This is a genomic window from Pseudodesulfovibrio sp. 7M6 (assembly GCF_050058625.1).
In the GTDB taxonomy this organism is placed as follows: domain Bacteria; phylum Desulfobacterota; class Desulfovibrionia; order Desulfovibrionales; family Desulfovibrionaceae; genus Pseudodesulfovibrio; species Pseudodesulfovibrio salinus.
Map to the genome: position 1 here is coordinate 1619546 of NZ_CP188816.1, position 22907 is coordinate 1642452.

General features: G+C 53.3%; 25 protein-coding genes and 1 pseudogene. 13 read left to right on the forward strand and 13 right to left on the reverse strand.

All coding sequences use genetic code 11. From position 1 onward, the window contains the following. Positions 1 to 117: 117 nt before the first annotated feature. The 13 genes and pseudogenes from ACI0FG_RS07690 (at position 118) to ACI0FG_RS07750 (ending at position 12994) form a co-directional block, all read left to right on the forward strand. Entirely contained in the window at positions 118 to 402 is a 285-nt protein-coding gene (locus ACI0FG_RS07690; protein WP_419787956.1) for a PxxKW family cysteine-rich protein, read from the forward strand. A gap of 124 nt (positions 403 to 526) precedes the next feature. Next, positions 527 to 1747 (forward strand): M20 family metallo-hydrolase, encoded by a 1221-nt coding sequence (locus tag ACI0FG_RS07695; RefSeq protein WP_419787957.1) that lies wholly within the window; start codon positions 527 to 529, stop codon positions 1745 to 1747. 12 nt (positions 1748 to 1759) lie between these two features. Further along, complete coding sequence (gene mnmG / locus ACI0FG_RS07700; RefSeq protein ID WP_419787958.1) at positions 1760 to 3643, forward strand: tRNA uridine-5-carboxymethylaminomethyl(34) synthesis enzyme MnmG; 1884 nt, start codon at positions 1760 to 1762, stop codon at positions 3641 to 3643. 128 nt (positions 3644 to 3771) lie between these two features. Next, positions 3772 to 4587 (forward strand): hemolysin family protein, encoded by an 816-nt coding sequence (locus tag ACI0FG_RS07705; RefSeq protein ID WP_419787959.1) that lies wholly within the window; start codon positions 3772 to 3774, stop codon positions 4585 to 4587. Between the two features lie 5 nt (positions 4588 to 4592). Further along, positions 4593 to 6119 (forward strand): apolipoprotein N-acyltransferase, encoded by a 1527-nt coding sequence (lnt, locus tag ACI0FG_RS07710; protein ID WP_419787960.1) that lies wholly within the window; start codon positions 4593 to 4595, stop codon positions 6117 to 6119. Then, a protein-coding gene (gene prfB, locus ACI0FG_RS07715) for a peptide chain release factor 2 (RefSeq protein WP_419787961.1) occupies positions 6112 to 7231 on the forward strand; the annotation gives its coding sequence in 2 pieces (ribosomal slippage) (positions 6112 to 6186 and positions 6188 to 7231; 1119 coding nt in all). Before lnt ends, prfB begins: the two co-directional genes overlap by 8 nt. After that, positions 7209 to 8051, forward strand: coding sequence for a GGDEF domain-containing protein (locus ACI0FG_RS07720; protein ID WP_419787962.1), 843 nt, complete (start codon positions 7209 to 7211; stop codon positions 8049 to 8051). The genes prfB and ACI0FG_RS07720 overlap by 23 nt, the downstream gene beginning before the upstream one ends. A gap of 12 nt (positions 8052 to 8063) precedes the next feature. Then, complete coding sequence (locus ACI0FG_RS07725; protein WP_419787963.1) at positions 8064 to 8873, forward strand: MinD/ParA family protein; 810 nt, start codon at positions 8064 to 8066, stop codon at positions 8871 to 8873. Between the two features lie 132 nt (positions 8874 to 9005). After that, positions 9006 to 9284: pseudogene (locus tag ACI0FG_RS07730) on the forward strand (HU family DNA-binding protein); the annotation flags it as partial. Beyond that, complete coding sequence (locus ACI0FG_RS07735) at positions 9284 to 10147, forward strand: UshA-like (seleno)protein family 2 (RefSeq protein WP_420705204.1); 864 nt, start codon at positions 9284 to 9286, stop codon at positions 10145 to 10147. The pseudogene ACI0FG_RS07730 and the gene ACI0FG_RS07735, both read left to right, overlap by 1 nt. Before the next feature lie 43 nt (positions 10148 to 10190). Beyond that, positions 10191 to 11072, forward strand: a complete 882-nt coding sequence (gene dapA, locus ACI0FG_RS07740) for a 4-hydroxy-tetrahydrodipicolinate synthase (protein WP_419787965.1) — start codon at positions 10191 to 10193, stop codon at positions 11070 to 11072. A 207-nt stretch (positions 11073 to 11279) separates the two neighbouring features. Then, positions 11280 to 11705, forward strand: a complete 426-nt coding sequence (locus ACI0FG_RS07745) for a LexA family protein (RefSeq protein ID WP_419788373.1) — start codon at positions 11280 to 11282, stop codon at positions 11703 to 11705. Continuing rightward, positions 11705 to 12994, forward strand: a complete 1290-nt coding sequence (locus ACI0FG_RS07750; RefSeq protein ID WP_419787966.1) for a Y-family DNA polymerase — start codon at positions 11705 to 11707, stop codon at positions 12992 to 12994. Before ACI0FG_RS07745 ends, ACI0FG_RS07750 begins: the two co-directional genes overlap by 1 nt. 150 nt (positions 12995 to 13144) lie before the next feature. Here ACI0FG_RS07750 and ACI0FG_RS07755 read toward each other — a convergent pair whose 3' ends face one another. The 13 genes from ACI0FG_RS07755 to kdsA form a co-directional block, all read right to left on the reverse strand. Then, positions 13145 to 14065, reverse strand: coding sequence for a manganese-dependent inorganic pyrophosphatase (locus ACI0FG_RS07755; protein ID WP_419787967.1), 921 nt, complete (start codon positions 14063 to 14065; stop codon positions 13145 to 13147). A gap of 93 nt (positions 14066 to 14158) precedes the next feature. Next, on the reverse strand, positions 14159 to 14833 hold the full coding sequence (locus ACI0FG_RS07760; protein ID WP_419788374.1) for a PTS sugar transporter subunit IIC: 675 nt from the start codon (positions 14831 to 14833) through the stop codon (positions 14159 to 14161). Between the two features lie 22 nt (positions 14834 to 14855). Next, complete coding sequence (locus ACI0FG_RS07765) at positions 14856 to 15308, reverse strand: PTS sugar transporter subunit IIB (protein WP_419787968.1); 453 nt, start codon at positions 15306 to 15308, stop codon at positions 14856 to 14858. A gap of 11 nt (positions 15309 to 15319) precedes the next feature. Then, positions 15320 to 15760: a PTS sugar transporter subunit IIA gene (locus tag ACI0FG_RS07770; RefSeq protein WP_419787969.1), complete on the reverse strand. Its 441-nt coding sequence runs from the start codon at positions 15758 to 15760 to the stop codon at positions 15320 to 15322. After that, complete coding sequence (gene rapZ, locus ACI0FG_RS07775; protein WP_419787970.1) at positions 15760 to 16641, reverse strand: RNase adapter RapZ; 882 nt, start codon at positions 16639 to 16641, stop codon at positions 15760 to 15762. Before rapZ ends, ACI0FG_RS07770 begins: the two co-directional genes overlap by 1 nt. Before the next feature lie 15 nt (positions 16642 to 16656). After that, positions 16657 to 17106: a PTS sugar transporter subunit IIA gene (locus tag ACI0FG_RS07780; protein WP_419787971.1), complete on the reverse strand. Its 450-nt coding sequence runs from the start codon at positions 17104 to 17106 to the stop codon at positions 16657 to 16659. 2 nt (positions 17107 to 17108) lie between these two features. Next, positions 17109 to 17651, reverse strand: coding sequence for a ribosome hibernation-promoting factor, HPF/YfiA family (gene hpf, locus ACI0FG_RS07785; RefSeq protein WP_419787972.1), 543 nt, complete (start codon positions 17649 to 17651; stop codon positions 17109 to 17111). Positions 17652 to 17686: 35 nt separating this feature from the next. After that, the gene (gene rpoN, locus ACI0FG_RS07790) at positions 17687 to 19099 is read right to left on the reverse strand and encodes an RNA polymerase factor sigma-54 (protein ID WP_419787973.1); all 1413 of its coding nucleotides are present in this window, start codon (positions 19097 to 19099) and stop codon (positions 17687 to 17689) included. Between the two features lie 238 nt (positions 19100 to 19337). Next, entirely contained in the window at positions 19338 to 20063 is a 726-nt protein-coding gene (gene lptB / locus ACI0FG_RS07795) for an LPS export ABC transporter ATP-binding protein (RefSeq protein ID WP_419787974.1), read from the reverse strand. A gap of 4 nt (positions 20064 to 20067) precedes the next feature. Further along, positions 20068 to 20964 carry a lipopolysaccharide transport periplasmic protein LptA gene (gene lptA, locus ACI0FG_RS07800; protein ID WP_419787975.1) on the reverse strand — a complete coding sequence of 299 codons (897 nt, stop codon included), beginning with the start codon at positions 20962 to 20964 and terminating at the stop codon, positions 20068 to 20070. 9 nt (positions 20965 to 20973) lie between these two features. After that, positions 20974 to 21582: an LPS export ABC transporter periplasmic protein LptC gene (gene lptC, locus ACI0FG_RS07805; RefSeq protein ID WP_419787976.1), complete on the reverse strand. Its 609-nt coding sequence runs from the start codon at positions 21580 to 21582 to the stop codon at positions 20974 to 20976. After that, a complete protein-coding gene (locus ACI0FG_RS07810) occupies positions 21583 to 22110 on the reverse strand; it encodes a KdsC family phosphatase (protein WP_419787977.1) in 528 nt (175 codons plus the stop codon). It abuts the gene before it with no gap. Further along, complete coding sequence (kdsA, locus tag ACI0FG_RS07815; RefSeq protein ID WP_419787978.1) at positions 22103 to 22894, reverse strand: 3-deoxy-8-phosphooctulonate synthase; 792 nt, start codon at positions 22892 to 22894, stop codon at positions 22103 to 22105. Before kdsA ends, ACI0FG_RS07810 begins: the two co-directional genes overlap by 8 nt. Positions 22895 to 22907 lie beyond the last annotated feature (13 nt).

The window sequence follows — 22907 nt, forward strand, 5'->3', positions numbered from 1 at the left end:
AATATACCAAAAAAGCTTGACAACACCCGGCTTGGGCGCATATCGAAATCTGCTCTTGCACCAACGCGAAATTTTTTGTCGGCCCCACGCCGCATCAATACGAAAGGAAGGAATAGCATGGCTAAGAAAAACACCGTATCTCTGGAAGGTGCCGTCAAGACCGATGCGGGCCTGACCTACAAGGGCGTCGTCCTTGAGCCCGTTGTTGAAAAATGTGAAGGCTGTGAACGCCTCGTTGCCTTCGAGGGTGAGAATTACTGCCCCACTTACGCCCAGCCCTCTCGCAAGTGGGCCGCTGGTGTTTGCAACTTTGCCACCCACGTCCGCGCTGAAGTGGAAAAGGGCGGCAAGGTGAAGATCAACCCGCTGAAGGCTTCCAAGCGCGCCGCTCGCGGTCGCTAGACCAAATCGGAATCGGAATTGGAGGCGGGGCTTGTCCCCGCCTTTTTTGTTGGGCAAGATTGTCTATTCTCAAATCATGTCCCATACTGCCCGGCAGCATTAAATCTGAACTCAGGGAGGCGTCATGAGCGCTCTGTTCGACGAATTGGATCGGCAAGTTGAAACCGTAGTGAAATTGCAGCGTGAGCTGACGGCTATCCCCGCCTTGGGACCCAAAAATGGTGGGGAAGGCGAAAAGGCGAAAGCCGACTACCTGCTGGAGCAACTCAAGAACATGGGGCTTCAGGATATTCGCGAGTTTTCCGCTCCTGACCCATCCGTGCCTTGCGGATTTCGTCCGAACATAGCGGCCGTGATTCCCGGTGAGGACCAGAGCCGGACCCTATGGGTCATCTCTCATATGGATATAGTTCCGGTTGGAGATCTATCTCTTTGGGAGTCCGATCCGTTCGATATGGTCCGCAACGATGATATCCTTATTGGTCGTGGCGTTGAGGACAATCAACAGGGGATCGTCTCCTCTCTGATTGCGGCCAAGGCCATGCTTGATCTGTCCATCACTCCCAAAATCAATTTCGGTCTTCTTTTTGTGGCCGATGAAGAAACTGGCAGTGAATTCGGTCTTGATTATGTTGTAAACGCCCATAAGGACCTGTTTGGCCCGGACGACATGTTCCTGGTGCCAGATTCCGGTGAACCTACTGGCGAAATGGTCGAGATCGCGGAAAAATCCATGTTTTGGCTCAAAATCATGGTCCAGGGAAAACAGTGCCACGCTTCGACTCCTGAGCAAGGTGTGAACGCCATGGTTCCGGCCGCCGCCATGATTCTCAAGTTAAAAGAGCTTGAGAACGTCTTTGATGCAGAGGATTCGCTCTTCAGCCCGCCCCGCTCCACTTTCCAGCCCACAAAGCGTGAGGCCAATGTGGAGAACATCAACACCATCCCCGGCAGTGATGTTTTTTACCTTGATAGCCGTGTCATGCCGCAATACACGCTGGATGAAGTCATGGATAAAATCCGTGAATACGGCGTAATGATTGAAAAAGAATATGGCGTGACTGTCTCGTATGAAAAAGTCATGTGGGAACAGGCTGCCCCGTCCACTCCTGTGGACAGCGAGATCGTCAAGAAGGTCATGGAAAGCGTGCGCCGGGTGTATGGCAATAATCCTCGGCCCATGGGAGTAGGCGGCGGCACCGTTGCAGCATTTCTGCGGCGCAAGGGATATCATGCCGTTGTCTGGGCAACCCTGTATCACAATGCCCACCAGCCCAATGAATCCGCGTCCATCAAGAATGCCATCGGTGATGCTAAAGTCATTGCCGATATGCTGCTTTCCTAGATCGGTTTCGTCATGCAGGAAAAGGCACCCTTTCCCCAGCTGTTCGACCTGATTGTGGTCGGCGCAGGCCATGCCGGTTGCGAAGCCGCCATGGCCGCCGCCCACATGGGGCTCGATACGCTTTTGCTTACCATCAATGTTGAACGGATTGGCCACCTTTCCTGCAACCCCGCCATCGGTGGTTTGGCCAAAGGCCATATGGTCAAGGAGATAGATGCGCTGGGCGGGATGATGGGACTTTGGGCGGATGCCGCCGGCATCCAGTTTCGTGTCCTCAATACGCGCAAGGGCCCGGCGGTTCGTTCCAGCAGGGCCCAGATCGACCGCGCGGAATACATGCGCGTGGTCCAGCGGTCCATCTTCAATCAAGAACATCTTTGGGTATTTCAGGACATGGCCGAGGCCGTGCTGGTTGAAAATGGTCGCGCCGCAGGCGTCCGTACCCAGCTGGGCGAAGTTATTGCCTCCCGCTCCCTATTGCTGACGACCGGGACCTTCCTGCGCGGACTGGTTCATGTCGGTCTCAATCATTTCGGTAGCGGCCGGATGGGTGATCCGCCTGCAAACGAACTCTCGCAGAGTCTGCGAAACATTGGCCTGGAGTTGGGACGCCTCAAAACCGGCACCACGCCCCGCTTGCTCAAGTCTTCCATAGATTTCAGTAAAATGCAGGAGCAGCCGGGGGATAATCCTCCCCGTCCTTTCAGTTTTCGCAACACAACGGTTCCCATGCCGCAAGTCTCCTGCTGGCTGACGTACACCAATCCGAAAGCTCATGAGGCGATCCGATCCGGTTTTGACCGCTCTCCGATGTTTACCGGCATCATCGAAGGAACGGGTGCTCGCTATTGCCCCTCCATCGAGGACAAGGTGGCCCGATTCCCTGAGAAGGATCGACATCAGATTTTTGTTGAGCCCGAAGGGCTGAATCATCCCGAGATGTACCCAAGCGGCATTCCTACCAGCCTGCCTTTTGACGTGCAGAAAAAGATGATCCGGGCTATCGTCGGTTTGGAAAACGCGCAGATCGTCCGGCCCGGATACGCCATTGAATACGATTTTGTTCCTCCCACCCAGCTGAATCCGACCCTTGAAACAAAGGTTCTGCCCGGGCTTTATATGGCAGGACAGATCAACGGTACCAGCGGGTATGAAGAAGCGGCCGCTCAAGGCATGTGGGCAGCTATCAATGCGGCCTGTGCACTTCAGGGGCGCCCGCCGTTTCTGCTGAGGCGCGATCAAGCCTACATGGCTGTTTTGGTCGATGATCTGGTGACCAAAGGGACCCAGGAACCCTACCGCATGTTCACCTCCAGGGCGGAACATCGCCTGCTGTTGCGCGAAGGCAATGCGGATGAACGGTTGACGTCGCTGGGGCGTGATTTGGGACTCGTGGACGACGGTCAGTGGGCGCTTTACAGTAAGAAGCAGACGCAATTGCAAAACGTGCTTGAAGGGTTGCATTCCATTCGTATCCGTCCCGATGCCCCCACTCGCGATCTGTTGCATGAAATTGACGCCGCCGTTCCCGGCAAAGCCGTTGAGCTGGCTGCTCTGCTTCGTCAGCCGCAGATGGAAATCGGTAGATTGGCCATATTCTATCCTGAACTGGCGGACATGGATGAAGAAGTTCTGCGCGAGGCTGAAACACAGGTTCGTTACGAAGGATACTTGGTCAAGCAGGAAGAGCTGGTAGCCAAATTCCGCAGGCTGGAAGACGTTCCGTTGCCCGCAGAGTTGGACTATACCACAGTATCCGGACTCACCCGCGAGGTCGTTGAGAAACTAACGGCCATCCGTCCCATGACCTTGGGACAGGCGGGGCGTATATCCGGGGTTACCCCGGCTGCCCTTGCCTGCCTTGAGATTCATCTGAAAAAACAGGGTATATTGTAACAATACCGCGCGGAAGCGCTATTGACAGAGGGCAAAGCTCTGTCTAAGGATTTTCTATAGAATACAGTCCGCAAACCCGGGCGTGGTATTTCATAAAAAGCCGTTAACAATTTTCAAGGAGTCTGGTCTTGGACGAAGGGTCTGACAGTCGAATTACCTCTATTTTCAAAAGAATTTTCGGCTCTAATGAGCAACAGCTGGAAACGCACATTCTGGAAGCCAGCGCCGATGGCGAGATTGATCGGGACGAAGTCTCGATGCTTCTCAACATATTGGATTTCGATAAAAAGGAAGTCTCCGAAATCATGGTCCCCCGAACGGACATGATTTGTGTTGAGGTCTCCGAAACCCTCCGCGACGTGGCTGATATCATCGTCAGTCAGGGAGCGCATTCCCGCATTCCCGTCTATAAGGAAAACAAGGATCATATTGTTGGCGTGGTCCATGCCAAGGATTTATTGACTCCTCTCCTCGAGGGCTGGGCGGAAACCGCTGTGCCCGACATCATGCGCCAGGTCCACTTTGTCCCGGAAGACATGCCGCTAAACGAAGTGCTGGCTACCTTCAAACGGGAAAAATTGCATATGGCCATTGTCATCGATGAATACGGCGGAACCTCCGGCATGGTGACCATGGAGGATGTCCTGGAAGAAATCGTCGGTGAGATTTCCGATGAATACGACCAGGACAGACCCGACGAAATCAGAGAACTGGGCGGCGGGAAATTCATTGTTTCCGGTCGTGTCCCTCTGGATGAAGTGTGCGAGTGCTGTTCTCTCAGCCTTGAGAGTGGTGAGGTCGATTCCATTGGTGGGTTCCTGGCCGCAATGGCCGGGCGTATCCCTCGCGTGGGTGAATCCTTTACCTGTGACAGCAGACGGTTCACGGTTCTGGAGGCGGACGAACGTCAGGTCTGGTCCATCAAGATCGAACCCATGGAATAAGCAGCGTGCTCAAACTCGTACTTCTGGCTACACTGGGCGCATGGCTCGGGTTTGCCAATCCCGTCTTCCAGTTCCCTTTGGCTGTTCTCGCATTTCCGCTCGGCTTGGCCTGGATCGGTCTTCGCGCAACCTCCGGTAAAAAGTCCTTTTTCTTCGGGTGGCTGGCCGGGCTCCTGTCCTGTATCGGCTGTTTCTATTGGATGGTTATTCCAGTGCAATTCTATGGCGGATTGCCATGGTATATCGCCCTGCCTTGCCCTGCCCTCCTGGGAGCTTTTCTGGCCATTTATTATGGATTGTTTAGCCTGGGAATATACTGGGCTGGCCGGCATATCGACGCCGTCCCACTCTGCCTACTGGCAGGCGTGACATGGAGCGCCATGGAAATGCTGCTGGGCACCGTCTGTACCGGTTTTCCGTGGATGAATCTCGCCTCGGCCTTTGCTCCTTGGCCGTTGGCCATTCAGGGGGCTTCCGTTGTGGGAGCCTATGGCCTTTCTGGAATTTTCGTTGCTCTGGCTGTGGCGATTCTTCTGGCTTCCACGTACCGTCCGGCTCTGATTTTATCTATTGGCATGGCCATGGTCGTGCTGGGCTTCGGCTATTTCCATCTTCAGTCCATTCCCGAGGAAAAAGGAGACTTCGGTGTCTCCATAGCGCAAGGGAATGTGGACCAGGCCGAAAAATGGGTTCCGGCATTTCAGGCTAAAACTGTTGAGAAATATTCAAAGCTTACCTTGAAGGCCGTAAAGGAGTTCCATCCTGAACTCGTTGTCTGGCCGGAAACAGCAATGCCCTTCTATCTTCAGGACAACACGCCGTTTCGGACGGCTCTGGAGATATTGGCCCGGGATACCGGTACGCACCTGATTATGGGCGCTCCAGCCTATCGGGTAATCAATCTCAAGAATAAGGACTACGTCCTGCTTAACCGTGCCTGGCTTATGGATGAAACAGGTCGCCTCAACCAGTCTTATGACAAAGAGCACCTCGTTCCGTTTGGCGAATACATGCCGCTCAAGAAATTCATCCCATTTGACCAACTGGTCCAGGCTGTCGGAATTTTTGTTCCGGGAACTGAAAACAAACCGCTCATTGTCAAAGGCGTATCCTTGGGAATGCTGATCTGCTATGAAGCCATTTTTCCGGAACTAGCCCAACAGCAAGTGGAACGGGGAGCCAACGCTTTGATAAACATCAGTAATGATGCATGGTTCGGCGACACCTCTGCACCGAGGCAACATCTGGACCTGACAGCCATGCGGGCTGTGGAACAGGGGCGTTGGCTCGTGCGTTCCACCAATACCGGCATCTCAGCCTTTATCGACCCCGCAGGCCGCGTGGTGTCTCGCAGTAAACAGTTTGTGGCAGATACTTTGAGCGCCAATATTGCGCCGCGCAATGACACCACCTTCTTCCACGATAATTTTCATCTCATCGGTCGGTCCATTTATTTGCTGACCATTTTGGGGTTTGCGGGTATCTTCTTCTCGCATCGTAAACGAACAAAGGAACTTTTATCTAATGCTTGAATATCCCGAACTTAAAGCCAACTCCTCGCAGCTGATTGAAAAATTCAACTCGCTTTGGAGGCGTCTTTGACTATGACGAGACAAAATCCCGGCTGCAAGCCATAGAAGAAGAACTCGCCCGCCCCGGCGCGTGGGACAAACCAGACAGTCTGACTCCGGTTCTCAAGGAAAAAAGCCAGCTGACCAGCAAGCTTGAAATGTATGACGGGCTGCTGGAGGCCAAGGAAGACTTGGAAGCCTGGCTTGAACTGGCTCAGGAAGAGCCCTCCGAGGAATCCCTCACGGCGCTCAACGCACAGGTGGAGACCTTCCAAGCCCGGCTCGGCACCACCGAGTTGGCGACAATGTTCACTTTCGAGCATGACAAAAACAATGCCATTTTGGAGATCCATCCTGGTGCCGGTGGTGTCGAATCGCAGGATTGGGCCGAGATGCTGTTGCGTATGTACACAAGATACGCGGAGCGAAAGGGATTCAAGGCTTCCCAGCTGGATTTTCAGCACGGCGACGAGGCGGGTATCAAATCCGTAACGCTTCAAATAGAGGGGCTTTACGCCTACGGCCTCCTCAAAGGCGAGGCAGGCGTACACAGGCTGATCCGTATTTCCCCATTTGATTCTTCAGGACGCAGGCATACCTCTTTTGCGTCGGTTGATGTATACCCTGATATGGATGAGGATATCGAGATCGAAGTCCGGGATGAGGATTTGCGGATCGATACCTTTCGATCCAGCGGTCCGGGAGGACAGAGCGTCAATAAAACCAGCTCTGCCGTACGCATAACGCATATCCCAACAGGCATTGTTGCTCAGTGCCAGAATGAGAAATCCCAGCATCGAAACAAGGCGACGGCCCTGCGTATCGTCAAGGCTCGCCTGTATGAAATGGAGTTGAAAAAGATAGAGGAAAGCCGCCGCCAGGACTATGAGTCCAAGGAAGCCATTGCCTGGGGCAGCCAGATCAGGACATATACCCTTCAGCCATACCGGCTGGTCAAAGATCATCGCTCAGGCAGCGAGACAGGCAATGTCGACGCTTTCCTGGACGGAGACCTGGACGAAATGATCCGAAATTACTTACTATACGCACATGCCCAAGGAAACAGCCATTAACTTTCCGGAGCAGGAACTCGCCTCCGAACTGACGCACCTCCAGGATGAGTTGCGTAGCATCGGTGGAGATGAACACGGCTCCTCGGTCTGGGTCTTTCGCCTCTTTCATGGCGTGACCCCGCAGGAATGGGAGGACATCTGTGCCCGCCACGATTTTCGTAGCTGGCTCAGTCTCCCCTTGGATGCCGACGCGTATCCGCATCTCAAACAATTTCAGGAAACACTGGAGCGCCTGGCCTATCAGACCGACCATGATCCGCTCACGGGGCTGGCCAATCGCCGTGCTTTCGATCGTGTTCTGGATATAGAGATCGAACGTAGCCGTCGTGCGAATACGCCTCTTTCCCTGGCTATCTTCGACCTCGATGACTTCAAGTCGATCAATGACACCTATGGTCATTCCAAAGGCGACGAAGTGCTGGCCGGTTTTGCGGAAAAGTTGCGTGCAACCACCAGACGTTATGATCTGGCCGCCCGTTTTGGAGGCGAAGAATTCGTCTTGATTATGGCTGGAACCGGTTTGGTTAAGGCTCAGCGTATGTTGAATCGTTTCCTTTCAGAATTCAAAGCAATGACATTCAAGGCACCTGAAAATGATGACACCTTTTCCGTGACGTGCTCCGTTGGGTTGACCTGTTTCAAAGGAACGGTCGAGATCACCGACAAGGAGCTCGTCGGCTTGGCGGACGAGGCTCTCTACGAAGCCAAGGCGGCAGGCAAAGACCAAGTCAAAGTGTCCAGGCTGCCCTTCCTCGACAACGTGCCTATGGACACGCTGGTACAGGCCAATGAAAAGCAATTCCTGTTCGGCGGGAAATAATGGAGACAGGATATGAACGATAACAAGACATTGAGTCTGTCCATTATGAGCGGCAAGGGTGGAGTCGGCAAAACGAACATCGTCCTCAACTTGGGTTATGCTCTGCATAACGCGAACATGACGGCCATGCTGATGGACTGCGACCTTGGTCTGGCCAATTTGGACGTCCTGCTTGGCATCTCCCCGGAACGCAATCTTCAGGATTTGCTGCGCCAGGGAGTCGATGCAGAGGATGTCCTGGTCGCCATCGAAAACGGTTTCGACATGCTGCCGGCCACCAGCGGCGTGCCCGAACTCGTTGAAATGGATGAAGACATGCAGGATATCTTGTTCAAGAAGCTGGTCAAACTGGCCGGGCTTTATGATTACCTTATGCTCGATCTCGGTGCTGGAATAAGCAATACGGTCCTTTCCTTCGCGGCACTAACCCAGTTGCGCATAGTCGTTGTGACGCCAGAACCCACCTCCATGACCGACAGCTATGCCATGATCAAGGTCTTGGCCACACAACACAAGGTTCGGGACTTCCTTATACTGGTTAATCAGGCGACTTCGGCTTCAGAAGCCAAGCAGACCTTCGAGCGACTCTCCATGGCCTGCAAGAATTTTTTGAATATTACGGTGAGCAGTCTCGGCTTTGTGCATCAGGATCCAACCCTGGTGGAGTCGGTTCGGAGGCAAACTCCGCTCCTGAAATTTGCCCCGGAAGCAAGAGCCAGCAAGGATATCAATCTGTTGGCCCAGAAGATTATGCGATACCGTGAGGACAATCTGAATAAGATCGCAGAACGCCCCATTTTGAAGGATTTCGTCCTTATGTGAAAAAAAGAAATAGGGGGTTGACGAAAAGAGCCATTTTTTGGCATAGTTAGTTAGAATTTAAATCGTGACTCCACTTTGTTCCCCCGCACCTTTATTTCCAGGTAGCGGGCAACGCAATGTTTAAGGGGGAATACCATGAACAAGAGCGAATTGATCAAGGCTCTGTCGGATGAGAAGAAAATGCATGTGGATGAGGCTACCAAGGTAGTCGGCGCTTTTGTCGACTCCGTAAAGGAAGCTCTGCTCCGCGGCGATCGCGTCGAAATCAGAGGTTTCGGCAGCTTCAAAATCAAGGATTACGAAGGTTACACCGGCCGTAATCCCAAGACCGGCAGTGTTGTCCAGGTAAGATCGAAGAAACTTCCCTTCTTCCGTCCGGGCAAAGAGTTGAAGGAATACATCAACGACTAATGGTTCGGCTTCTCCCCAGCCTGATTCTGGCTTTTCTCACGCTTTTCCTCCCTCTACGGGCAGGGGCGAAGCAGCCGGTGTTGACTCTTCTCTACTCAGCCAACACCTATGGCGTTATTAAGCCATGTCCTTCCTGAGGCGGGCATACTCTTGGCGGAGTAGCCCGGCGGGCTACTTATCTTTTTGATATTTTTAAGTCTGAATCTCCACATTTGCTCATAGCAGGTGGGTGGGAATTTATGCATCCGGATGAGCCCTTACCATCTCCGACTGTCACAAAGGCCCTTGCAAAGGCCTTTGATTTGATGAAGTATGACGTCGGTCTGCTTGCTGATGATGAGGCTAAAGCCTTATCTGATGCTGGCATTAGGCCCGGTCCGGTCCAAAAATCCGCACGAGAGGAACCTGTTGCCCTTGTCACCACCTCTCGCGGGGATGTGGTTGCCTTTCTTCGTCTGCCCCATTTGCGGGCAGGCCAGGAGGCTCCGCCTGAAGACATGATAGCCAGAATCTCTCGTACAATCCGGGCTGAGCGAAAACACGCTCGTCTGGTCGTCGCACTTTCCGACTGGGGATGGCTGGCGGAGAGAGAGTATCTGGCACAACGTCCGGATGCCGTGCCCGACATTTTGCTCGGAAGCGGTTGGGGTTCCGGAGTTGATGGACGATTTGAGTCCGGCAAACGCTGTTTGTGGGTTCGCTCTTATGACAAGGGCAGAACGTTGAGTGAGATTCGGTTGTTTGACTGGCCAGATCATTCCGGGACATCCGGATGGCAATCCGTGGATGCAGCCAGTACGACATCCCTGCCGCTCAGTGATAAATACGTTGACAACCCGGACGTGAGCGCGCTTTTCCAATAACGGCTTGCGACGGATAATTCCAACATTGCAAGGGGAGAAGACCATGCAACTTCGAGGAGCAATCACCGCCCTCTCGACGCCGTTCAAGGACGGAAAGGTGGACGAAACCACCTACCGTGATTTTATTGAATGGCAGATCGAACAAGGGATCGACGGACTGGTGCCGTGTGGCACCACCGGCGAAGCGGCAACCATGAGCCACGAGGAACAGGGGCGAGTCATCAAGATCTGCGTGGAGCAGGCCAAAGGGCGTGTCCCGGTCGTTGCCGGTGCCGGGTCCAACAGCACCCGCGAGGCGATCGAACTGACCAAGATGGCCAAGGCTGCTGGAGCGGACGCTGCACTGCAGATTACGCCCTACTACAACAAACCTACCCCGCAGGGCTTGGTGGAGCACTTCAAGGCCATTGCAGCCGAAGCCTCCATGCCGCTCGTCATCTACAACGTGCCGGGCCGTACCGGACTCAACCTGCTGCCTGCACACCTCAAGATGATCGCCGACGCTGTTCCCGAGGTCTTCGCAGTCAAGGAAGCCACGGGCAATCTCAACCAGGGAGCTCAAGTCATTGAGCAATGCGGCAAGGACTTCTGCCTGCTCTCCGGTGATGATTTTACAGCCCTTCCCCTACTCGCTGTTGGTGGAAGCGGCGTTATTTCCGTCGTGTCAAACATCATGCCCAAGGCAATGAGCGACATGTGCCGTCTTTTTGTGGAAAAGGACCATGAGGGCGCCCTGGACCTGAGCCTTAAACTGGCTCCCGTCAATCGGGCCATGTTCATGGAGACCAACCCCATTCCGGTCAAAACCGCACTGAATATGATGGGTATCTTCCCCGAGGCGAGTTTCCGCCTTCCCATCGTGCCTTTGCAGGACGAAAATAAACCTAAGCTGAAATCGGTGCTCAAGGAGGCCGGTCTCCTGTAGTATTTTTCGAGCCCCAGACCAATGCGGTTTGGGGCTCGTTTGTTTTTTCTTCTCCCCAAAGGGCGGCACATGCCGCCCTTTTTTTTCTTCCGTTCAAGGCTTGTAGGTATATTGGCTCTATGCTAGTTTATCAAAAGTAAACAGTTGGTTGTTGCCATTCTCCCCAATTTTACAGGTAAAAGTTCAAAAATGAGTGCCACAAGTGAAATGAAGCCCATCGGGAGGGCCGCGATCGCCCCCTCACCGTCAGCTGACGTTCCTCTCTATCTGGACGCGGTTTCTGCCGGTTTCCCCTCTCCTGCCGATGACTATGTGGAGACCGCTCTGGATCTCAATCGTTATCTGGTCACCAACCCGGCAGCCACTTTCATGGTTCGTGTTGGAGGCGATTCCATGATTGATGCCGGAATACTTGATGGAGATGTTTTGATCGTAGATCGCTCCCGGGAAGCAAAAACAGGCCGGATTGTGGTGGCTGTTGTGGATGGAGAGCTGACCGTCAAACGACTGGGACGTTTCAATGGACGGATATTCTTGCTGCCGGAAAACAGCGCCTATCGCCCCATAGAGATTCATGAAGAACAGGAGCTGACCATTTGGGGCGTTGTTTCCGGCGTTGTACGGAAGCTCTGATGCAACGCCCGTCTTCGTCCCCATGGGTGGCCATGGTGGATTGCAACAATTTTTATGTATCCTGTGAGCGCGCCTTCGATCCGAGTTTGGAAGGCATCCCCGTGGTGGTCCTTTCCAACAACGACGGATGTGTCATAGCCCGATCGGAAGAGGCCAAACACCTGGGCATCGGCATGGGGGAGCCGGAATTCAAACGGCGGGCTTTTTTTGCTCACCACGGTGTGCGTGCCTTCTCTTCTAACTATGCGCTATATGGCGATATGTCCGCACGCGTACATGAGATTCTCTGTGATTTCTCCTCCGAGGTGGAGCGGTATTCCATAGACGAATGTTTCCTGCTGCTACGCCATCAGGACCGAAATACCTTGCTTTCCTTGGCTGCGGAGATTCGAAAAAGAGTCGGCCAGTGGACGGGTATCCCTGTTTGCGTGGGGCTGGCGCACACCAAGACGCTGGCCAAGGTTGCCAACAAGTTGGCGAAGAAACGTCCCGACTCCCACGGTGTCTGGATGCTCGACAGCCAGGCCGGAGTACGTCGGGAACTGGCCAGCCTTGATGTTGGCGAGGTCTGGGGTATTGGCCGCCGCAACGCAGCCAAGCTGCATCGTCTGGGTGTACACAGCGCTTTGGAACTGACCCAGCGAACCCGGGATTGGGTTCGTGAAAAACTCACAGTCTGCGGGCTGCGTACTGTTCTGGAGCTACAGGGGATTCCATCGATTCTCATTGAGGAGGCCCCGCCTGCCGCAAGCATCACCTGTTCCCGTTCATTCGGCACGCGCATCAGTGACCTTGCTGCGCTGGAGGAAGCCGTTTCTGCCTACATGCAACGTGCTGCAGTCAAACTTCGTTCCCGCGGGCTTCTCGCCGGGGCCGTGCAGGTCTTTTTACATACGGCCCGACACGCTCCAGATCCCCAGTATTCAGGCTGCGGCAGTTTGCCTCTTCCCTTTCCCTCAAACTATACACCGGTTTTGTTAGAAAGAGCCAAAGGCATACTGCGTGATATCTATCGGCCGGGTTATCGGTACCAAAAGGCGGGAATATTGCTTTTGGACCTGACGCCGCGTGGATGTCACCAGCTTACCTTTGATGAATGTGATCGCGCACCATTATCAGCCAGGGAAAAGGGGCTCATGACGGCTCTGGATGCTGTTAATGCACGGTATGGGAGTAATACCCTACACTTTGCCGGAACCGGCATAGGGCCCAAGGCATGGCATATGCGCCAGCGTCATCTTTCGCAAAGATTCACCACATCCTGGAACGAACTGCCGCTGGTTCGTTGAAATGAAATGGGTGTGAGACACGTTGCGAACAGGATTGAGAAATTTTTCCCAATATCTTTACCCAAGACGACTTGGAAGCGAAAAAAGCAAAGGCCCGCCAGCACAACGCTGACGGGCCCGACTTTGCGCACTAAATCAGCCTGTTACAGCTTAGCCTTCAAAGGCCTTGATGAAGTTGGGAGCAACCTGCTTCTTACGGCTCATGACGCCGTCCAACCATACGGGTTCGCCCTTGGTGGCAACACCGAAGGCCTTCTCGACCACGGAGGGATCGTCGGAGGCGATCAGCATCTCGGAGCCTTCCTTCATGATGTCGGTCAGCAGCAGGAAGACGGAGTGACGGCCATCGGCCTTCACCTTGGCGATCTCGGCCTGCAGGGCATCCTTGTGAGCGTCCAGCATGGACAGATCAACAACTTCCAGCTGGCCGATACCGACCTTCTGGCCACCCATGTCGAAGTCCTTGTAGTCACGGAAGACCAGCTCGTTGGCGGAAGCGCCGTCAACAGCGGACTTGACCTTGAACATCTCCATGCCCAGGGCCATGACATCGGACACACCAGCAATCTTGGCCAGAGCCTCAACGGCGGCCTTGTCCTGGTCGGTGCAGGTGACGGACTTGAACATGACGGTGTCGCTCAGGATGGCGCACAGCAGGATGCCGGCGACGTTCTTGGGCATTTCAACGCCGTAGAAATCGTACATGGACTTGATGACGGTGCCGGTACAGCCCACGGGCCAAACCCACATTTCCAGCGGATTCGGGGTGGTGACGTCGCCCAGCTTGTGGTGGTCGACGACGGCCAGCAGTTCGCCCTTGCCCAGGTTGTCGATGGTTTGGGAAATGTCGGTGTGGTCGACAAGAATGATCTGCTTGTCGGTAGCATCGGTCACGATCTCGGGAGCGGCAAAGCCGAACTTCTCGAGGACGAAAGCGGTCTCGGGAGCAATGGCGCCCTGAGTGACGGCCTTAGCTTCCTGGCCGCGTTTGGTGAACAGGTCAGCGACAGCGATCGCGGAAGCAACGGTGTCGGTATCGGGGTTTTTGTGTCCAACAACCAAAATAGCCATATCAAAGTCCTCCTAAATTGTAGTGTCCTGATGTCAGGATTCTGCACCGGAAATAGCATGTGCCAAATATCACAAAGCGTGCCGACTGCCAAGCTAAAACCGTCCAGAAAGCATGAAAAGAATAAAAAGAATTATGCCGGCTCCAAGGATGACATATGCTCGTCTGACCCTGAGTGCCATCAATCCTCCCAGCGTGGCTGCAATCCACAAGTACGCCCAGGTTATGTCCATGGTCGTGAAAATACCGGGATAAATGGTGAGAAGCGTATTTACTGCGTATTTGAGAATCATGACCGCGGCAAAAAAGGAAATCCATGCTGCGAGAAAAGATCGAAGCAGGGAGCGGCCCACAATTTTGGCTGGCAAGTGCGGCGACTGCGGATTGCGCGCCCAATTGAGCATCTGATTGTAGCTGTCCTTTTCCCGCTCTCGCAACATGCCGTCAATGCGGGTTCCCAGCCAGGCCAAAGGCATGCTGAGGAATAGAACGATCATGATTCGCCCCGGGTGGTCGAACCCGAAGTAAGTAGTAAGAGCCAGGGCGGAAAAAGTAGCTGCGGTTAGATGGGGGGGGATGAATGTCCCGGCAGGGATCAAGTCCAACCAGAATAATTCAAAGAAAATAGCAATGTACAGACTTGTTGCGGAATCATGATAAAAAAGGCTCCAGAACAGCCCGATGACCAGAGGCCGTTCCAGCAGGCCGATGCTTAGTGACGAACGGAACAGGGAAAACAGGGCAAAAAAAAAGCGACCAGAGCGAACCAGAAAAAGGGATGAGAAGTCAGCATCAGAACCTCACCTGGATCGGATCATTGGGAACACAGCGAAAATCAAGAACAACACCCTTTCGTGACAAATATCGCAAGCACCCCTCATCATCATCCGAAAGCGCGACGCTGGGAGAAATCTGCTTTTTCCCGGGCGTGTAGTGAACATTGCCCACATTGAGGAGATTGAAGGAAAACCCGTTGTCAAAGGCCCGCCGGGCATCAGCACAACTGGAAAACAAAATCAGAACATCCGATGAACCGCCCTCTTCCACCGTGTCGTGCAATTTCTCAACGCCAACAAACAGGCTGTCGACAGTTTGAGGAATGGCCAAAGACATGATTTCCTGCTGGAGGACGTCTTCGGCCAGTTCGTCATTTGCCACGATGACGGTTTTAGCCCCGGTATACGGCAGCCATGCCTCGATAACTTGGCCATGGATGAGTCGGTTGTCTATGCGTACCAAAAACACGTAGCGGCCCCTTACTTCTTCGTTGCCGCCTTCTTACGCAGCATAGCCCCGGCAACCTTAATCCCCTGCTGGCCTGCGTCCCGAATTTTTTCGGCAAGGGCATCCAGATGCATCAGGCGGGATTGCAGTGTAGCTACGAGCATGGGCAAGTTGACACCGGTTATGACCTCGAGATTTTCTGACTTCATGAGAGAAAGGCTCATTGTCGTGGGAGAACCACCGAAGAGGTCGGTCAATGCCACAACACCCCGGCCTGTCTCAACGGACTTGATCGCTTTGCGGATAGCATCCACTGTTTCGTCCACACCACGATTTACGTCAACCCCCACGGCCTTACAGTATTCCTGAGGACCGAGAACGATTTCAGCAACATCCAGCAAAGATTGTCCGAAGGAGCCGTGCGTGACGACCACCACGCCGACTATAGATTCCTTTTTCTTGTTTGCAGCCATTATCCGAGTTCCATATGTCTGTGTTCGATGGTTACGGCATATCTTTTTTGACGCAGTGTTGCCAGTACGGATTCCGCGACGGATACCGAGCGATGGCGTCCGCCCGTACATCCCAAGGCCAGCGTAATACGGTAGCGGCCTTCGTTTGCATAAAGTGGCAAAATATAAGTAAGAAAATCAGAAAACTTTTCAATAAAGACTGCACCGACATCACTCTTGAGCACGTAATCGGACACAGGCTTGTCCAGCCCGCTCAAGGCTCGCAGTTTTTTGTCAAAATACGGGTTGGGCAGAAAGCGCAGGTCAAAAACGAAATCAGCTTCGGTGGGCACGCCATATTTGAACCCGAAAGTAATGATATGCACCCGCATCCCCTTGCCCAGTTCCTCAATGGCAGACCATTTGGTCTGGATCACCCTGCGCAGGTCGTGCACAGAATAATCTGACGTATCCAGGACAAGATCGGCGTTCGCACGGATGTTGGACAGAAGGACCTTCTCCTGTTCAAGAGCCTGCTCCAGGCCAAGAGATTGACTTTCCAGAGGGTGCGGACGGCGCGTGGTTGCATAGCGCCGTACAAGTTCGGATCGTCTGGCTTCAAGGAACAGCACCTGGGGTACAATGCCCATTGTTGAAAATTCGGAAAAGGCGATATCCCACCCTTCCAAAAATTCCGGCTGGCGCATGTCCATGCCAAGGGCAAGCCCGCGATAGCGGGAGTCCTTGTTGAATATGAGATCAGCAATTTTGGGAGACATGCGCGACGGCAAGCCATCAATGCAAAAAAATCCCAGATCTTCGAACACCTTGAGCGTAGTACTTTTCCCGGAACCGGAAATGCCGGTAACGACGACTACAGGGAACGGGTTGCTGGGAGTCACGGGAGTGTCCTGGGGTTATACGTTCTTGAGCATCGTCCACAGACTGTCAAGATCATCCGCATCCAGGAATTGGCGACGGAAACTTTCGTCCTTTAACAGGCGGGATATTTGCGCCAGAATGCGCAGGTGCATTCCTGCCACTTGCTCGGGCGCAAGGACCAGAAAAAAGATATGGCACGGTTCATGGTCGAGAGCTTCGAAATCAACCCCATCACGGCTCCGGCCTACGACAACGATTACCTTTTCCAGGTCTTCGAGTTTACCGTGGGGGATAGCTATGCCATCACCGATGCCGGTCGTACCGAGCCGTTCACGGTCGAGAAGGACACGGACCGCAAGGTCCGTGTCCATCTCGGGATATTTCGTGCCCAACGGGGCAATCAGTTCTTCAAGTACCTGCGCTTTGGAAGCGGAGGTCAGTTCTGGAAGGATAAGATCCTTCTCAAGGAATTCACCAAGTTGCATAATTAGTATCCAGGGTCGATCAGGCCAAAATCGCCGTTCTTGCGCTTGTAGATGACATTGACGCCATCGGTTTCAGCATTGAGAAACACCAAAAAGTCATTTTCCAGAGAATCGAGTTGCATGGCGGCTTCATCCACGCTCATCGGCTTGGGTTCGTAGGAATCCGTCCCCACGATGGTCGGCCTCTTGTCTGTGCCGGCCAAGTCTTCATAGGAGATGAAACTCGTCATCGCCTTGGTGCTGCGGGCCTTCTTATTGCGACCCTTCACCTTTTCACGCATCTTTCGAAGCTGGGCTTCCACCTTGTCCAAGACCATATCAATGGTTGAGTACATGTCCTCGGAGTCTTCGTAGGCGGATAAATGTATGTTGTCGGCGTTGAGGATCACGTCAGCCTTATGCCGAAATTTGTCCACCAGCAGGTTGACCTGCAGATCGGCTTCGGAATCCGAAACGAACTTGCTTATCTTCTCAAAGCGCTTCTGGGCATAACCCTTGAGGTGGTCAGAGGGCTCGAAGTTCTTGAAATTGAAGCTGATGTTCATGCGCTACCTCCTGGTTGAATGTGCCAACAATACAACTAAAAGTACTGTTTGCGTTTTGAGGACGACGGGATGCCCATTGCGGATCGATACTTGGCTACAGTACGCCGGGCGATGTTCACATCCAGTTTTTCCTGGAGAATTTCGCCGATCCTTTCGTCGCTGAGCGGTTTCTTTGTGTCTTCCTCTGCGATCATCTGCTTGATGAGCGCCTTAACGCTTTCCGATCCCACTTGTGAGCCATCGTTCAAATCCAGCGCGCTGTTGAAGAAAAACTTCAACTCGAATATTCCGTGCGGCGTGGACACGTACTTGCTGGTCGTGATGCGGCTGACTGTGGATTCGTGCATTTCGATGTCTTCTGCAACCTCCTTGAGGATGAGAGGTTTGAGTTTTGTCACGCCGTGTTCAAAGAAATCATGCTGAAAGCGAACAATGCTCTCAACTACTTTATACAGGGTTCGCTGCCGCTGGTACAGACTTTTCATCAACCATGCGGCGGAACGCATCTTTTCCTGAAAATATTCCTTTTCCTTGGAGGCGGCACCCTTCATCGTATCCATGTAGAAGGTGTTCATCTGCAACCGGGGGAGGCCGTCCTCGTTCAGAATGATGACGAACTCGTCGCCATAGTGATAAACAAAGACATCCGGGCTGACATAGTGCGGATCTGTTCCCGAAAAATTTGCCCCCGGCATGGGGTCGAGCGTCTGAAGGATATCCAGGTATTCCTTCAACTCTTCCATGGAAATTTTGAACTTGCGGGCCAGCGGCTTGTATCGATTCTTTTCCAAATCTTCCAGGTGGTCCTGCACCAGAGAGACAAGGATCGGATCGTCAAGTGTCAGAACCTCCATCTGCACCAGCAGGCATTCCTGTGGCGTACGGGCACCGACCCCAACGGGATCAAGGTGCTGAATCCGCTTGATTACCGATTCGACTTCCTCTTCGGTAGCCTGAATCAGTCCCAGAATCTCCTCGGTGGACGCCTGCAGATAACCGTTGCCGTCGATGTTGCCGATGACGACATCACCGATGGCCAGATCGCGCTCGGAGAAATTGGACAGACGCATCTGCCAATTCAAATGCCCCTCCAGCGAGGGTTTGGAGGCGAGACGGGCCTCGAATGAAAGCCCTTCTTCGGCAATTTCGAGATCACGTCCGAGAGCCTGCTTTGAGGTACTGGAAAATTCACCCAGGTAATTTTCCCAATCAGCGGTACGGACCAGTTCCTCTTCCGCCTGGGATTCGGTCAGCTTCTCATCCTTGGCATCCCGAACTTCGGTCTCGCTCTCGGTCTCTTCGAGAAACGGGTTCTCCATGAGTTCCTGCTGAACCGTCTCCAACAACTCAAGACGAGAGAGTTGCAGCAGTTTGATAGCCTGCTGCAACTGGGGCGTCATGACCAGTTGTTGTGATAGTTTGAGTTGCTGTCTGAGTTCCAGGCCCATATTTAAAGCCTCGAGGCTGATCTGTCGGAATAATCTCCGAGTTGGGTTGATTTTTTTTGAGAGCCACCACCACTTCTTGGCTCCAACTATGCCACACTCCTATTCAGGAAGCAACAAAATTGTTATAACTTATTGTGAGTGTTGGGAATATTTTGAGACTAAGAAGGTATGAAAGAACTGTACCAATGATTCCCGGGGCTGTAAATCGGAACTTGGCAAAATCAAGGAAAAAACGAGATTAAAGATGAAAATCTTCACCTAGATATATCTGGCGAGCGCGGCTGCTCTTCACTATGGCGTCCGGTGTGCCTTCCAGGATGACAGCCCCTTCGTAGACCAGATAAGCCCGATCGCAAATATTGAGTGTCTCCCGGACATTATGGTCGGAAATAAGAATGCCGATCCCCATGCTTTTAAGCACGGAGATGATTTCCTGAATATCGATGACGGCAATGGGATCAATTCCGGCGAAGGGCTCGTCTAGGAGAATGAACTGTGGGTCCATAATCAGCGCCCTTGCGATTTCCAGACGTCGCCGCTCTCCGCCGGAAAGGAACATGGCGGCCTGATCCGCGAGCTTGGTGATGGTGAACATTTCCATCAGTTCATCAGCTCTTTTGCGCTGGGCCGCAGCTGTGAGCGATGTCTGCTCCAAGATGATCTCCAGATTTTCGCGAACACTCAGCTTGCGGAATATGGAACTCTCCTGCGGAAGATAGCTTACCCCCATCCGGGCCCTTTCATGCAGCGGCTTATCCGTGAGCGGCTTCCCGTTTAGCGCCACTACTCCCGTATTGGGTTTGACTATCCCGACGAGCATATAGAAAGTTGTGGTCTTTCCCGCTCCATTCGGTCCCAGTAGCCCCACGACCTCTTTTGTGTGCAGCTCCAGATTGATGCCGCGGACAACCTCTTTCTGACCATACCGCTTTGTCAGGTTGGCGGCTTGCAGTCCTCCTGGCATGGACTTATTGCTCCTTGATCCTGGCCGGGGTCAGGAAAATGGCTTTAACGCGCTTGTCCTTGCCTCGAATAACCTCACTACGGTTTTCGTGGACATAAAAATTGATCGTCCCTCCAGTCAGGCTATTGGGACCATCGCTCAGAATGGGGTCGCCCTCCATTGTCAGCAGCTGTTTCTCCACATAGTAGGTAACCTTCTGGCATTCGCCTTCCGTTTTGCCCTTCTTGGCGCGTACATTCCCTTGCGCCACAATGCGGTCCACACTGTCCACGGAAAATTTCTTACCGGACTTTGAACCGAAGAACGCAGACAACGTATCGGCCCACAGGGTAAGTTCCCCGTGCTTGGCGACCACGTTGCCCTTGAAGGTTACAACCTTGCCGCTTTCATCGTAAGTCATGCGGTCGGACGTGATTTGAACCGGCAATTTGCCAGGGTCCACGCCGATTTTAATCGGATCCGGCGGGGCGGATTCTGCCACAGCGCCCTTCAACTCCCCTTCGCCTTCCGTCTTGTTTACGACCTGTGCGGGGTTTTGAGCCTTCACCACTTCGGTTTTGGCCGAAGCCGGGGGCGATGTCACCTCGGCCTCTGGCTTCGGCACATCAACCAATTTCAGAAACTTGGCATTTGCAAACCCCAGAGCGTTTTTCTCACTGCGTTCGGTTTCATCCATCTTGAAAATGGCAAACCACCCAGCTTTAAGGAAATCGCATTTGACCTTGTCTCCCTTGTGCAGAGTGACAACATGCTTGCCTTTGCTGTCTCGGGCTGCACGAACATTCAGGTTGACTGTGGCCTGACGAATTTCTCCCCACTCAGCGGCTTGAGCTGATGTGATGAACAGGCATATCAGAATCAGCGTAACGGCTATTTGGCCAATTATCTTCATATGGGTCATGTCCCTACTTTAACGTGAAATAGGATTTTCATCAAAGTGGGTGGTTGCCAACAATGCATCTACACCACCGGCTGCAACCACCTCGTAGCTGACAAGGTCAATTTCAACGGCAACGGCTGTAAAGGTCATGTCGGGCCGGCGGATGGTCACACCTCCCTTGAGGTAAACCTTATTAATGGCTCCGACATAATCGAGGTGCTGGGCTTCAAGCTCCAGATCGCCAAAACGCCCGGCCACATTGTCATACAAGGTCAGGTTGTCGTTCATCTGGTCAACCTCGCCCCTGTCTGCCTTGACATAGACTTCCTGCCGATCCTTGCCATAAAAAGCCGTCAGCTGAGGTTTCTCGACTCCGATCAGCTTCTTCGTTTGGTTGTATTTCGCTTCCGAGGCAAGGAGTTTCCAGTTCATGGTCCCCTCCTTCCCCTGTACAAGCTCAATATCCTTGGCAGTGATATCAGCCTCGTCCAGAAGCTGCTGGCGAGACTGAGGAGATGGAGCGGCTTTCGTTGGATGCTCCACCACGGGCTCAGAAAAGAACACCGTCTTCATGGAGATGCCGGCCACGAGCCCTACGGCAAATATTGTGATTAGAAACAGCGCGGAACGCCTGTTCATCTATCCCGCCCAAGGTTGCATCGCGGTCTCGAGCAACCCCCGTGCTTCCAAAATGAAACAAACGGCATCGCGAACAGCGCCGTGTCCGCCCGACCTGGGGGAAACCCAATCCGCAGCTTCAATGACTTCCGGCATGGCATTTGGAACACACAGCGCCATGCCTGCCCGTTTCATCACGCCGAGGTCGATCCAGTCGTCGCCCATGAAGGCGGCTTCACTCACATCCACCCCAACTTTCTGGCAAATTTCTTCAAACAGAGGGATTTTCTTATGCTTGCCGGGATAGTAGTGGCGTACACCCAGCTCATGAATGCGATTTGCGACTGGAGCCTGATCCAGTCCGGTAATGACGCCAATCTCCAGCCCCGCTGACTGCGCAAGCTTGATGCCGAAACCGTCCTGTACGTCGAATCGTTTCATGGCCATTCCATTGGCGTCATAATAGAGTCCGCCGTCGGTCAGTACGCCATCGACATCAAGAACCAGCAGTTTAATATTTTTTGCCAGCTTTAATGCTTTTTCATTCATTGCGATTCAACTCCCAGATGCCCTTGAGCCGGATGAGCAATTTTTCCATTTGATCTATGGGCAGACTGTTGGGACCATCGCACAGGGCCTTATCCGGATCAGGATGCGTTTCCATGAACACGCCATTCGCACCGGCCGCTACAGCCGCAGAGGCCAGTACCGAGACATATTCTCTTTGGCCTCCGGAGGCGCAGCCCTGCCCTCCCGGCAATTGCACCGAGTGAGTGGCGTCGAAGACGACCGGAACGTCGAAGCGCTTCATCTCAGAGATGGAACGCATGTCCACAACCAGATTGTTGTAACCATACGTGGAACCGCGTTCCGTGAGCCAAATGTGGTCGTTTCCGGTGCTCCGCAGCTTATTTACCACATGCTCCATATCCCACGGGGCAAGGAACTGTCCCTTTTTGACGTTCACTATGCATCCAGTGGAGGCGGCCGCCACCAGCAAATCCGTTTGACGACACAAAAAAGCCGGGACCTGGATGACGTCAGCCACTTCGGCCACCAGAGCGGCCTGTGAAGGCTGGTGGATATCCGTAACAATAGGTAGTTGGGTTTGTCGTTTGACTTCCGCCAGGATGGAGAGCCCCTCTTCAAGGCCCGGACCACGGTAGCTATCCACCGAGGTCCGGTTCGCCTTGTCAAAAGAGCTCTTGTAAACGAGGGGAATATCCAGTCTGTCGGCAATTTCAGCCAAGGTCTCGGCCGTGGACAATGCCAACTCACGACTTTCAATAACGCACGGACCGGCCAGAACAAACGGGCCGGACCGGCTTCCCATATACAATTTGCTC